The 13,611-nt window shown below is 57.0% G+C and carries 10 protein-coding genes; 7 read left to right on the plus strand and 3 right to left on the minus strand.

From position 1 onward, the window contains the following. Window positions 1-25 precede the first annotated feature (25 nt). Window positions 26-1,615: a glutamine-hydrolyzing GMP synthase gene (gene guaA / locus AAHA39_RS02125; protein WP_320656043.1), complete on the plus strand. Its 1,590-nt coding sequence runs from the start codon at window positions 26-28 to the stop codon at window positions 1,613-1,615. 381 nt (window positions 1,616-1,996) lie between these two features. Further along, window positions 1,997-2,269 carry a hypothetical protein gene (locus AAHA39_RS02130; protein ID WP_033115211.1) on the plus strand — a complete coding sequence of 91 codons (273 nt, stop codon included), beginning with the start codon at window positions 1,997-1,999 and terminating at the stop codon, window positions 2,267-2,269. A 168-nt stretch (window positions 2,270-2,437) separates the two neighbouring features. On the opposite strand, the gene AAHA39_RS02135 is transcribed toward AAHA39_RS02130, so the two are convergent. Both AAHA39_RS02135 and AAHA39_RS02140 read right to left on the minus strand, forming a co-directional pair. Next, on the minus strand, window positions 2,438-3,931 hold the full coding sequence (locus AAHA39_RS02135; RefSeq protein ID WP_320656042.1) for a VWA domain-containing protein: 1,494 nt from the start codon (window positions 3,929-3,931) through the stop codon (window positions 2,438-2,440). Continuing rightward, a complete protein-coding gene (locus AAHA39_RS02140; protein WP_320656041.1) occupies window positions 3,922-5,427 on the minus strand; it encodes an AAA family ATPase in 1,506 nt (501 codons plus the stop codon). Before AAHA39_RS02140 ends, AAHA39_RS02135 begins: the two co-directional genes overlap by 10 nt. Window positions 5,428-6,083: 656 nt before the next feature. Between AAHA39_RS02140 and AAHA39_RS02145 the strand changes: the two genes are divergently transcribed. After that, a complete protein-coding gene (locus tag AAHA39_RS02145) occupies window positions 6,084-7,463 on the plus strand; it encodes a leucine-rich repeat-containing protein kinase family protein (protein ID WP_320656040.1) in 1,380 nt (459 codons plus the stop codon). 254 nt (window positions 7,464-7,717) lie between these two features. Beyond that, complete coding sequence (locus tag AAHA39_RS02150) at window positions 7,718-8,365, plus strand: thiopurine S-methyltransferase (protein ID WP_203130791.1); 648 nt, start codon at window positions 7,718-7,720, stop codon at window positions 8,363-8,365. Between the two features lie 329 nt (window positions 8,366-8,694). Here the strand turns inward: AAHA39_RS02150 and AAHA39_RS02155 are convergent, their stop codons facing one another. Then, window positions 8,695-11,481 (minus strand): insulinase family protein, encoded by a 2,787-nt coding sequence (locus AAHA39_RS02155; protein WP_320656039.1) that lies wholly within the window; start codon window positions 11,479-11,481, stop codon window positions 8,695-8,697. Window positions 11,482-11,643: 162 nt separating this feature from the next. Between AAHA39_RS02155 and sixA the strand changes: the two genes are divergently transcribed. The 3 genes from sixA (at window position 11,644) to AAHA39_RS02170 (ending at window position 13,540) form a co-directional block, all read left to right on the plus strand. Then, window positions 11,644-12,111, plus strand: a complete 468-nt coding sequence (gene sixA, locus AAHA39_RS02160) for a phosphohistidine phosphatase SixA (RefSeq protein ID WP_041207521.1) — start codon at window positions 11,644-11,646, stop codon at window positions 12,109-12,111. Between the two features lie 133 nt (window positions 12,112-12,244). Continuing rightward, window positions 12,245-12,451, plus strand: a complete 207-nt coding sequence (locus tag AAHA39_RS02165) for a DUF1107 domain-containing protein (RefSeq protein WP_026457339.1) — start codon at window positions 12,245-12,247, stop codon at window positions 12,449-12,451. Window positions 12,452-12,619: 168 nt separating this feature from the next. Beyond that, window positions 12,620-13,540: a DMT family transporter gene (locus AAHA39_RS02170; protein ID WP_320656038.1), complete on the plus strand. Its 921-nt coding sequence runs from the start codon at window positions 12,620-12,622 to the stop codon at window positions 13,538-13,540. Window positions 13,541-13,611 lie beyond the last annotated feature (71 nt).

Consider the following 13,611-nt stretch of genomic DNA (forward strand, 5'->3'; position numbering starts at 1 on the left):
AACATCAGCCTGATGCAGGAATAAAATGACTAAAGACATTCACCAGCACCGTATCCTTATCCTCGACTTCGGTTCCCAGTACACCCAGCTGATCGCCCGCCGCGTGCGCGAAATCGGCGTTTACTGCGAACTGTGGGCCTGGGACGTAACCGAAGAGCAGATCCGCGAATTCAATCCGAGCGGCATCATCCTCTCCGGTGGCCCCGAGTCCGTCACCGAAGCGGGCAGCCCGCGTGCCCCCGAGTATGTGTTCAACGCCGGTGTCCCTGTGTTCGGTATCTGCTACGGCATGCAGACCATGGCCGAGCAGCTGGGTGGCAAGGTGCAATCCTCCACCGAGCGTGAATTCGGTTACGCCAAGGTAGAAGTGCTGGGCGAAGCTGGCAAGAGCAGCGCGCTCTTGCGCAACATCGAAGATGCCATCGCCGACAACGGCAATGCCCTGCTGGATGTCTGGATGAGCCACGGTGACAAGGTCACCACCATTCCGGCCGACTTCACCACCATCGCCCAGACCCCGACCTGCCCCCACGCGGCCATGGCGTGTGAGGCCAAGCGTTTCTACGGCGTGCAGTTCCACCCGGAAGTGACCCACACCCGTCAGGGTGCCCGCATGCTGGAGCACTTCGTCAAAGACATCTGCGGCTGCGAATGCCTCTGGACCCCGGCCACCATCATCGACGACGCCGTTGCCCGCATCCGCGAGCAGGTGGGTGACGATGAAGTGATCCTCGGCCTCTCCGGCGGTGTCGACTCCTCCGTGGTTGCCATGCTGGTGCACCGCGCCATCGGCGATCGTCTCACCTGCGTCTTCGTGGACAACGGCCTGCTGCGCCTGAACGAAGGCACTCAGGTGATGGAGATGTTTGGTGATCACTTTGGTCTCAACATCGTCAAGGTTGATGCCGAAGAGCGCTTCCTCTCCGCGCTGGCGGGTGAGGCTGAGCCGGAAGCCAAGCGCAAGATCATCGGCCGCGTCTTCGTCGAAGTGTTTGATGATGAAGCGAAAAAGCTGAAAAACGCCAAGTGGCTGGCGCAAGGCACCATCTATCCGGACGTTATCGAATCCGCTGCCAGCAAGACCGGCAAAGCCCACGTTATCAAGTCTCACCACAACGTCGGCGGCCTGCCGGAAGAGATGAAGATGGGTCTGGTCGAGCCGCTGCGCGAGCTGTTCAAAGATGAAGTGCGCCGCGTCGGCCTCGAGCTGGGTCTGCCCTACGACATGCTCTACCGTCACCCGTTCCCGGGCCCGGGTCTGGGCGTGCGCGTCCTTGGCGAAGTGAAGAAAGAGTACTGCGATATCTTGCGCCGCGCCGATGCGGTCTTTATCGAAGAGCTGCGCAAAGCTGACCTCTACAACCAGGTCAGCCAGGCATTCGCCGTCTTCCTGCCGGTGCGCTCCGTTGGCGTCATGGGCGATGGTCGCAAATATGACTGGGTGATTGCCCTGCGCGCCGTCGAAACCATCGACTTCATGACCGCCCACTGGGCTCACCTGCCGTACGACTTCCTCGGTCACGTATCGAACCGCATCATCAACGAGATCAACGGTATCTCCCGCGTGGTGTACGACGTCTCCGGCAAGCCGCCCGCAACCATCGAATGGGAATAAGCGGCGCGCGCCCTTCTGCCCATCGAGCATAAAAATGCAAAAAAGACGCCCTTGCGGCGTCTTTTCTTTTTCCAATCGTTTGCGCCGCAATTTACTGCCCGCTAGCAGCTTTGCCCGGGCGCGCCCCTGTCACATCTAACAGGAGGCGATTTCTGGCATCGGCACTAGGCTCTTTCATGCCCATCGCGACCGGCCCCTGATGATAGAGCGCCAGCAAGCCTTATCAGACAAGGCGGGCGGCAACAGGGGCGCGATGCGGCAAAGGGGAGTCAGCGTGCCAACCGGCAGCGGCTCCCGGTGGAGACCGGAAACCACTTGAATCAACGGGGCGCAGCCCGATCGGCCAAACGAATCGGGATCATAGAGCACGGAGAGTTTGATATGTCAGAACAAGCAGTGTTGGTAGGTGGATGGACCGCATATCACAAGCTGACCGCCGAAGATCAGGCAGTGTTCAACCAGGCGATGAAAGGATTTGTCGGGGTACAGTACACCCCCTTTGAAGTCTCCACCCAGGTGGTGGCTGGTACCAACTACCGCTTCAAGTGCAAGAGCACTGTACCGCTCGCCCAGCCGATCCATGGCGAAGCCGTGGTGCAGATCTTCCAGTCTCTGGATGGCTCGGCCCATATCACCTCCATTACTCCGATCTGATAGGGTTGCAGGCAAGGCGGGGAGGGGGAATAACCTCCAATCTGTTTGCTCCTAATCCTGAAAATAAGAAAGACGCCTTAGGGCGTCTTTTCATTTTCAGTACGTATCTTCTGTATAAATTAGGCAATTCTCGAGGTGTGGCATTTGTGAGCACCTTTGTAATGAAGTTCATACGTGATGAACTTCGATATTGTCTTCTAGGTGTTGCTGAAATCCAATTAGCTCATGGATAGAGCTAGTCGTTGGGTTGTACACCCACTCATGATCAAAGAGGCTTTTTAGCCGCTGAACCATATAGGCAGAGCCGACCACCAGGGAGTAAAAGCGGTTACCCTTAGCACGCTGTTGCTCGATATTTGCCAGGGTCTCCGGTGGCAGATCCGCCATGATGAAGTCAGAAATCATCAGCAGGTCAGCCTTTTGGTAGGTCTCTGCGGCCATGGTTTTCAGCGCATGGCCAAGGGCAGGTACCGCATCAGTACCACCATGAAACGACATTTTCAGAAAGTCGATTATCGACGCAAGGCCCCATTTTCCACTCAACTCCAACGTCTTGATACCCTTAGAGAAGTTAATCAGGTAACAGGGGCGTTGTTCCTCTCTCGCTTTGGCTGCCAGAAATAGCGTCATCGCTTTGGCGATAGTCTCGGGCGCACCGCTCATCGAGCCACTGGTATCAACGCAGAGGATCATGGGGCCGCGCTTCTCCTCTTCGTTGACCTGCCTCTCCTCTTCCCTTTCAACATGCAGATGTTGAGTCTGCATACCTACCATGTCAAAGCTCATCAGTCGTGACTCGACGAACTTCAAATCAAACAGCAATGCAGTCTCGTCATCAGCCAGCAGGGCTTTCTCGCTGGGCAATACATGCTCCAGATCTCGTCCCAACCGAATACCCACTATCTCCTCTCGGGAGTTGATATCGGGCAGACAGAGATCCAGAGCGTGGTTGACCTTCACCCGCTCAATCTTTTCGGAGAGTTCAATCTGCCGGATCTTGCCAAGCAAGTCGCATAACGCATGCAACCCCTTGTCGTTTGCCAGATAGCTTGCCCACTTCTGGAACTGGGCCAAATCTTGGGCAGAGAGCTGGCCACTGGAGAGATCAACCAGCCGTCCCGGATCCAGCCCCAACGTTTCAAGCAGCGGTTGCAACAACTGCAACAGCTTGAGCATGCTCTCCAATCGTTCCATTAACTGGCGACGCAGCTGCTCGATCCTGGCCAGCTCCCAACTATTGCGGGCTTTATCCAGCACCTTTTGCCATTCAGTAGCCAGCAGTTGGCAACTGACGGCCTTATCCTCTCTTGGCGGCGCTACGTCCTGAGCGAAACTATCGGCAACCTGCTTTTGCCAAAATGGCGGATCCACTGGGTGCTGACAGGCTTTACAGAGCGCGAGATAATCCTTCACCGCCCCTTGAAAAGAGGCTTTGGATATATCGCCAAGCGCACTCTCCCTTCGCCAATTGTTCAGCTTGTGGGCATGCTCAGCGAATGGACACTCGTTGGTCAACGCAGCCTCAGTATCTCTCTCCCACTCCTCGATGTGCTGCATGACCTGGCTGGTCAGCGAGCTGGAGTGAGCCAGCAATCCTCCATAGCTGTCACGGAGTTCTTTTTGAGCGAGATGCGAAGCACTCTCCACCTGGCTTATTTGCATAATGCTTCCAGCCGTTCACAATCTTTGATACGCAATTTGAGCCGCGCAGTCTGCTCGGTAATGCCATCAATGGCCAATGCGCTCTGCTGGGCAGGAACGAAAATGGATGCCAATTTTTTTTCATAGCCTTGGCACTGTTTTTCTATCTTATTCAGAGTAGCTATAAGCTGTTCTCTGGTTTTTGCCACTGACTCGGCCAATGAGGTGATAAGTCGCTTGTTAATATTTTGTTTCTTGTCACCTTTATGGAAGAGAACTTCTGGTTTGAAATTAAAGCTGCCATGTCTGCTCTTCATTGATATCCGACAAGTACCTTGGCCATCAAATTGACAGGAAATATAATTTAGTTCATTGCCCATTTCACTTGTTGGGTGGAATTCATGTGTTTTCTTAAGGTTATCCAATGGAATGAAAATATAAGAACCAATCCTAGTGTTGTCAAAATCGTTCTTCACTTTGAAAAAAGGTTGCCCATTAATAATCTGTGTGTCGTAAATATCAGTGGCACTGAAAAGTTCATTATGGATCTCTTTCTCCAATGATTCTTTTTCGGCATCAATTTGCGCGAGATTAATACCACTGTCAAAACCGCTATCCTTGACGGCTTGCTCGACGATATTGTTAACGGCTAGACGGTTCTCTTCATGGGTCCACAAGCAGTGCCGCAATAGCAAGGCATCACTGTGATTGGTTGCGCTGCGGCCATTAAAGAGGGCGGCAGCCTTGAGCAGTTGAGTCGCCCGCTGCCAGCGGCGGTCGGAAACATAGACCTTCAGTTCGTCATATCTGGTGGCGAGTTCACTGCGGATCAGGCGAATAATGGTCAGGGTTTCCGGTGACAAGTTCACCTCATGCAGTTGCTCTTGCCATTTAGCCCATTCATCGGCCTTTACAATAAGCGAGTCATCAACCCTGATGGCCGCCTCGGTTGGTTTGCACGCCAGCAATCGTTCAAAATTATCAGATTGCTCAATGGGCCCGACCATCAGGCGGATGATAAAGCGATCATAGAGCGCATCCAGCCCCTGATTTGCATCGGGCGTTTCATTCGACGCAGCCACCAAGGCTTTCAGTGGGGCCTGCTCGATCTGTTCACCGTTGCGAAAGGTGTGTTCATTGATAAGTGTCAGCAGGGTATTGAGGATGGCTGGGCTAGATTTCCATATCTCGTCCAGAAACGCGAAATCAGCTTGGGGCAGATAATGCTGGGTTTTACGAACATACCGATCCTCTTTGAGTGCCTTGATCGAGATGGGGCCAAAGACCTCCTCGGGGGTACTGAACCGGTTCATCAAGTACTCGAAGTAGGCCGGATTGGCAAAGGCACATGCGATGCGACGGGAGATCAAGCTTTTGGCCGTGCCGGGTGGGCCGTAAAGAAAGGTATTCTGACCACATAAGGCACCCAGCAGCGCCACCGAAATCACCTCCTCCCGCTCGAACATTCCTTCACATACGATTTTTACCAGCCGTTCCATTCGCTGTTTTAAATTCATTTTTAACCCTAAATATTAGTCTGTTTAAAGTGATGTGAATTTCTCTTGGTTATGTATTTCTTTATCATCGTCTAATAATCATCTGTAAGCTTAACTTACTCTGATTAACAATCTCCTTGCAGAGCGTTATGGAGGTCATGCTATGGTGGTATTCGATAGATATCTTAATCGAATACCACGTTCAGTGCGACATGTAAAACAATAATAAGAATGTGTGGACACTTATAGATAAATATTTTTATAATGTTGTGATTCATACATTTTAGTATCGCTTTATTGTATTTCAGATAGCATATTTTACTGCAAGTGTTTTCTCAATCTAATTGCAAGGCGCACACATTATACATTTGTGTCCTATTTTATGGTTGGGGGTATTTCAGTGCGATAGTCTTAGCCACACGAATTGGGTATACCCATTTATTGCCCCAAAACCGTGCTGAAAATGGTGAAATGCGCTGCGCTTATTGCACCCTACGTCTCTTCGTCAATTCGCCGGGGTGTGGTGGCTGAGCTCTGAGCCTTGCCAAAGCAACAAAAGGGGCGATCTGCGCCCCGAATTCTTTATAATGCCCCCCTTTAAAATCGCCGGACCCGGGTTCGGCGCGCGCTGATGGTCGCTGTGCCATCAGGCAGATCATCAGGATTGAGAAACGGTTATGCATACTCTGGAACAGCTGCGCGCGGGTGAACTGTGTGGCGCCCGCCATCTGAAGCTCACTGAAAATCTGACGGAGTTCCCCCACGAGATTTTGAGCCTGAAAGAGACGCTGGAGGTGCTGGATCTCACCGGCAACCAGCTGAGCGCGCTCCCTGACGAGCTGGCCGGGTTTGGCAAACTGCGCATCATCTTCTGCTCCGAAAACCGCTTTACCGAGCTGCCCGAGGTGTTGGGGCGCTGTCCGGCGCTCACCATGGTGGGCTTTAAGGCCAACCAGATTGCCACCGTCTCGGCCAAAGCGCTGCCCGCCGGTTTGCGCTGGCTGATCCTGACCGATAACGCAATTGAGCGGCTGCCCGATGAGCTGGGCCAGTGCGACGCCCTGCAAAAGCTGATGCTGGCGGGTAACCGCCTGCGCGAGCTGCCGGCAAGCCTTGCCAATTGCCGCAAGCTGGAGCTGCTGCGCATTGCTGCCAACCGCATCGAGCACTTCCCCGAGTGGCTGCTCTCGCTGCCGCGCCTTGCCTGGCTTGCCTACTCCGGCAACCCCTTTAGCGAGGGGGCGGAGGCGCGCGCCATCAGCGATGAGCAGGTTGCCAGCTTGTCGTGGCAGCGCCTTGCGATCGGCGAGCTGCTGGGGCAGGGGGCTTCTGGCGTTATCCATCGCGCGGTTATGCGCAGTGAGCCGCTGGTGGCTGAGCGGATGGCCGATGAGTCGAGCGATGCCATTGGCGCGAGCGAGGTGGCGGTCAAGATCTTCAAGGGGGCGGTGACCAGCGATGGCTTGCCCCAGTGCGAGATGGCGGCGTCGCTGGCGGCAGGTGCTCACCCCAACCTGATCCCCGTGCTGGGGCGGGTGGCCGATCACCCCTCCGGTATGCCGGCGCTGGTGATGGCGCTGATCGACCCGGCCTTTGCCAATCTGGCGGGGCCGCCGAGTCTGGCCTCCTGCACCCGCGATGTCTATGACGAAGGGCTGCGCTTTACCCTGGCCGAGGCGCTGACGTTGGCCCAGGGGATTGCCTCGGTGGCGGGTCATCTGCACCAGGCCGGCATCATGCACGGGGATCTCTACGGTCACAATATCCTGTTTACCCGCGGGCCCTCTGCCCACGCCCTGCTCGGCGATTTTGGCGCCGCCTCCCTCTATGACCTCCATGAGCGCGAACTGGCACAGGGGCTGGAGCGACTGGAGGTACGTGCCTTTGGCTGCCTGCTGGAGGAGCTGCTGGCACGCTGCGATGGCGATGTTGATAAAGCGCAGCTTGCCGCTTTGCACCAGCTCGCCGCGGCCTGCCTCTCTGAACTGCACGGCGAGCGGCCCGCTTTTGCCGAGATCGGCCGTCAGCTTGTGGCGGCGCGCAGCACCCTGTTGTGATCTTGAGGGCCTCTTCGGCCCGTTAAATCATCCTCTTTTGCTCATCAATCATCACCAACCTATGCCGCTTTGGCATGGGTTTAAGCCCCTTTTTGCCTGCCGGAGAGGCCAGAGTACCCCGCAGGCCATCACGGGAGATGCGGTGAGGGGCCGCCCGATAAAAAGGGTGGGCAGAGGGTTGCGTGGTGCCGGTTAAGTTGTGATATTGAGGCATCTTTTAGTAAGCAATTTTTCGTAAGCAATGGGGAATCATGATGGAAGCTGCGTTTTGGCATCAGCGTTGGGAAGAGAACCGGATTGGCTTTCATCAGGCAGATTTCAACCGCTGGCTGCAATCCTGGTGGTCGGCGCAGCAGCCGGATGAGCCGGTGCTGGTGCCCCTGTGCGGCAAGTCCCGCGACATGCTCTGGCTGAGCGGGCAGGGCCATCCGGTCGATGGCTTCGAGCTCTCCTCCGTCGCCATCGCCAGCTTTTTCAGTGAAAACCACCTGAAGGCGGCGGTGAGCGAGGTGGGCCCCTATCAGTGCCATCAGGTCGATAGCCTGCGCATCTTTGAGGGAGATTTCTTCGCCGCCCCCGAGCTTGGCCGTCGCTATCGGCTGGTCTATGACCGGGCGGCGCTGATCGCCCTGCCAACCGCCATGCGCCGCCAGTATGCGGCGCTGATGAGCAGGCTGGTGGAGGAGGGGGGGCAGATCTTGCTGGTGACCCTTGAATATCAGCCGGAGCAGCAGAGCCAGCCGCCCTTCTCGGTGGGCGAGATGGAGGTGCGGGCGCTGTTTGAACGGGACTTTCGGGTCGAGGTGCTGGGGCGGGCCGCCGAGGTGGATCACCCGCGAGTGCTCTCCGGTCAGCTCTCCTATTTCGATGAAGTGGCCTATCGCCTGATCCGCCGCGCCTGAGGGGCGGCAGGTGGGCGGCAAAGGGTGATCCGGCAGGGCAAATGAGTCGTCAGGTGGACTCTTCGCTACCTCCTTTGACGTAGATCAACGTGGTTTTCGGGGGGAGTGCCTAAGATGTGGCTGTTTCTCAATCACTGTTGGCATTGTACGGCGAGTTCAAGGGGTTTCCTGCTTGCCTGTCATCAACTCAGTGTCTGATTTTCACGCTCATGTTCACTTTTGGCGGCTTTGTCGCAATTGTTATGGTTTTTCCAGCCGACCCTCGTGGGTCGGCTTTTTATTGGCTGCGATTTGCCGTGGAAGGAAAAACGGGAAGATGCGAGGCCTGATCAGGCCTCGAAGGTGGCGGCATTGAGCCGGAATGCTCGCGGGTCGTCGATAAACTGGCCGGTGATCCGCTCCTCGTGCTCGTGGCCCTGCCCGTAGCTGCAGAGGATCAGCCGATCGGAGGTGCGTGAACGCAGCTGGGTGATAAAGCGCACCAGATCGGCGCGCGTCAGCTTGCCCACCTCCTCGCAGACCCGTTCCCGCTGATCGAACCCCAGATCCTTGTTGCCGATGCTGACCCACAGCCGCTGGCCGCGGCTGCGCAGATTGGCGTCGCGCTCGCTGAGCTGGGCCTGCAGCCCGGCCTTGCTCTCCTGCCACTGCTGCTCGGTAAATTCGAGCATGGCGAGCGGGAAGAGGTCGATAAACTCCTCCACCGCATCGAGCAGATGCTGGGGCCCCGCCACCGGCGACTGGATATAGAAAATCAGACCCGGGTGGCGATTGAGCGGCAGGTTGCCAGCCCCCACCACATAACCAAGCTGCTGGCGGGTGCGCAGCTCGTGGAAGAAGGTGGAGGACATGATGTGGTTGGCCAGGGTAAAGCAGGCGAGATCCCGCGCTCGGGTGGTGCGGGACTGGTAGTAGACCAGCAGGGCCGAATCTTCGTGCTCGCAGCCCTGCTCGCGGATCAGGGTGCCCCGGTCCTGAATCGAGATGAGCGGACGGCGGGTCTCGCCACTCGGTTTGCTGCTGGTGCCATTGATGTCGCTCAGGTGGCGCTCCATCAGCGCCGCCAGCTCCAGCGCCTCGGCCGCCGTCCAGTCGCCGTGCACCAGCGTCTCGATATGCACCTCGGCAAAGAGGCTCGCCACGAAGTCAGGCATCTCGGAGAGCTCGACGGTGCGCAGGTGACGCAACAGCTGCTCGAACGGCGGGTTGTTGGGTTGCAGCAAACTGGTGAGCTGGTTGAAGAGCTGGGAGATGGGGCGCGCCTTGGACTGGTTGTCCCAGTTGCGAATGAGCGCCTCCTTGATCTCGCTAAAGCGGCCCGGGTCGGGATAACCCAGGGTGCGGTTGCCGAGGATCATGTCGAGCAGCAGCGGCTGCTTGTCGGCAAAGCCGCTCAGGTTGATGGTAAAGCCCCCCTGATGGGCATAGATCTGGTAACCAAGCCCCGCCAGCTCCGCCGGATAGGTGAGGGCATTGAGATGGTCGGCCAACAGCTCCACCGCGAGGCGCGCCATGGCGATGTGGCGCGGGCTTTTAACCGCGTGTTCGCTGTCGATGGAGATATAGAGATTGCCCTTGGGCACGCTGAACAGGTGCTCATGGAGGTGCCAGAGGCGAAAGCCGGGGCGATCGATAAGGCAGGCCGGCATCTCGGCGGCGATCTCCGGCGTGCGCGGATCGAGTCGGCTGCTGATAAAGGGGTTGGGCTTGGGCAGCGCCAGTGCCTTGTCCGGTTCGCTCTGCTGCCAGCGGATCTTCTCCGCCTCGGTGATGGTCGCCACGCTGTAGGGGGTCTGATACCAGCGGGCCAGCCGGTCGGTGGTCACCTCCGGCGCCGTGATGGTCATGCGCAGGTTGTGCGGGGTGAGCTTGGCGAGGAAGCGGCGGATCAGCGCCTCGTCATATTCGCGCATCATGTAGTCGCCGTGCAGCAGATCCTCCGGCTGGTAGCTAAAGAGGTTGAGCACCAGCCCCGAGACGGTATCGAGGGGGCGGCCGCGCTCCTGAAAACGGAACGCCGATTCGAGCACGGTACGCTTCTCGTCGTAGCGCCAGGCCTCCAGCCCTGCTCGGTCGATGAGCTTGAGGTAGCCAAACAGGAAGGCCACGATCTCGTCCACATGTTCAAGACCGAGTGGGGTGAGGCCGAAGTTGACGCCAAAATCCTTGAAGTTGGCGCCACTGATACCGCCGCCTGCCGAGAGCTGGTTGACCCAGCCTTTCGCTTTAAGCAGGGAGAGCAGGCTGCCATCCCCTTCGTAGCCGATAAGGTGGCTCAGGAAGGTGAGGGGCTTTTTGTCATAAAAGGCGTCCACATTGGGCAGCGGGAAGGTGAGCGCCAGTTTGCGGGTCTCTTTCACCGGCTTGATCTGGATGCGGATGCCGAGGTCGTCGAGCCGGTAGAGTGGCATATCGAGAGTCGGCGTTCCCAAATTGCGATTCAAAATGGGAGCGAAATAGCGACAGCACCACTGCAGCTGGGTGTCGATGTCGGCAGGCGACATCATCACCAGCGCCATGCGATCCGCGCTGTAGTGGCTCTCGTAGAAGTTGATGAGGTCGGAGCGCAGATCCCGCCTCGGCAGATCGGCCAGGGTATCGAGGTTGCCCACCGAAAACTTGGCAAAGGGGTGAGCTGGGTTGACCGTCTCCTTGTGTACCTGATAGCAGCGGCGCACATCATCCTGCAGTTTGAGGCGATATTCGGAGTCGACCGCGTTGCGCTCCTTGTCGACCCACTCCGGATCGAACGTGGGGCAGATGAAGAACTGGGCGAACCGGTCGAGACCCGCCTCGAAGAAGCCGTTGTCGATCTCGAAAAAGAAGTTGGTGAACTCGGTGCCGGTCCAGGCGTTGTTGCTGCCGCCATGACGGCTCATAAATTGCTGGTATTCACCTGGCTTGGGGTAGGTAGCGGTACCGAGAAAGAGCATGTGTTCGAGAAAGTGAGCCATCCCCTGCCGGTCGGCCGGATCGTCAAAATGGCCGATATTGACCGCCAGAGAAGCGGCGGATTTGTCGGTATCGGGATCGCAAATCAACAAGACCCTGAGCCGGTTGGCCAGCTCCAGATAGTGGTATTGCCGATGGTCATTGGGACTGGCATATGGGCTCATTGGTGGGCGACTCACGTTGGATTTATTTGAATTTAAACATGATTATCGACCCCGCTACCCAGTGAGGCAAACCCTTTTCTGAGAGGTAGCGCAATTGTTTCAACACCCGTGGCGGGGTAAGATCCCCCGGCTATCAAAACAGGCCCGTTGGGCGAGGTTGTAATGAAGATCTATATCATGCGTCATGGCCAGGCTGGCATGAATGCGAAAACTGATGAACAGCGTCCATTGACCGAGCAGGGCATTGAAGAGTCCCTTCTGATGGCCCGCTGGTTGGCGCCTCAGCTGACCGGTCGTATCGATCGGGTGATCCACAGCAACTATCTGCGCGCCCGCCAAACCTGGCAGACCATATGCAAGGAATTACCCGACGCCGTTGTGGTGGAGGAGAGCGGTGATATTACCCCCTATGGTGATCCCGCCTTTGTCTCCAGCTACCTGACCGCGCTGGCAGAACGGCATCAGCAGATCATGCTGGTCAGTCATCTGCCGCTGGTGGGATATCTGGTGCAGAGCCTCTGTCCGGCTGCCGGAGCCCCCATGTTCGCCACCTCGGGCATTGCCTGCATCGAGTGGCACAATGGCAAAGGATCCTTGCTCTGGCTCGAAGGGCCGCATACAATAGGCTAAAAGTTAATAAAAAGTTATAGATTGAATTTTTTGGGAAGAGATGGGCGATTTTTCCGGATTTTTATGATTATTTTACGGAATTAATTCGCAGAAGCTGCTGTCATACGGATACAACTGCAAGAGGTTGCAAACGATGAGAGTGTTCAAGAAGTACCTGCCACTGATGGTGGCAAAACACGTCAAAACCTTCTTTAAAGGTCGGATCTATATCCATGGTCGGGGGCGGTTTGATTTTCAGTCCGGTTTGTTGCTCATGCCGAGCCAGGCGGACATTCCCCACCGTCAGACAGTCACCGAGGTCAATGAGCTGATCTCCAGACTGCACATGGATGCGGCGTGATAATCTTCTGAGCGTGTTTCTGCACGGATATGCCCGCGTTATGCGGGCATATTTGTTTTTGTCGATCCGTTTTTCTCACTCGTGTCTGCCTTGATGGCGGCTTTGTTTCTCACCCGTTGCCCCCTATACTGCCTCGCTCAATTCTCGTTCGGGATGCCGGAGCCGTTGATGCCCCTTGCCTTTCTGTTCCCTCTCTCCTGCATTGCCATCTGGGCTGGCAATGGCGTCGTCAGCAAACTGGCGGTGGGCGTTTTGTCGCCCGCCGCATTCGCCTGGTCCCGCTGGGTGGTGGCTGCGCTGGTTCTGACCCCTTTTCTGGCTTGCCGGGTATGGCGCGAGCGTGCCCGCCTGCGTGCCGGTATCTGGCAGATCGCCGTACTGGCGCTGCTTGGCATGGTGCTAAACCAGACCTTCGGCTACTACGCGGCGCAAACCATGGGCGCCACCGAGATGGGGCTGATGATGGGGTTGACGCCGCTGCTCACCGTGTTGTTCAGCATCTGGTTGCTGCGCGAGCGTCCCACTTGGGGCGCCATCCTGGGGGCACTGCTCTCCATCATGGGACTGGCCATTTTGCTGGGGCAGGGGGATCCGACCCGACTCTTTACCCACGGCATCCAGATTGGCTCGGTCTACATGCTGCTCTCGGCCGGCACCTATGCGCTCTACAGTGTACTGCTCAAGAAGTGGGATCTGGGGCTCGACAACTGGTCGCTGCTCTACAGTCAGGTGCTCTGCAGCGTGGTGCTGCTGACCCCCTTCTACCTGCTGGTGGATGGTCAACTGCCAGAGGCGCGCGCGCTCTGGCTCATTTTCTATGCGGGGATCCCCGCATCGGCGCTCTGCCCCTGGCTCTGGATGCAGGGGATCACCCTGATCGGTGCCAACCGCACTGCCATCTTTATGAACCTGTTGCCGGTGATGACGGCTGGGCTTGCCATCTCACTGCTCGGGGAGCGGTTGACCGCTTACCACCTTATCGGTGGTGGCCTGACCCTGCTCGGGGTGCTGCTGGCCCAGCTGCTGGTGCAGCCGGTGGTATTGAGACGCCGTGCCCGGCAGGAGATGGCCGTCTGTCAGGATAAGTGATGGTGCTTATCGCCAGAGTGAAAATGAAAGCGCCTGCAGTAATGCAGGCGCTTTTTTATGGTCATATCTTG

It is taken from the genome of Aeromonas sp. SE22 (assembly GCF_038739755.1).
Lineage (GTDB): Bacteria > Pseudomonadota > Gammaproteobacteria > Enterobacterales > Aeromonadaceae > Aeromonas > Aeromonas jandaei.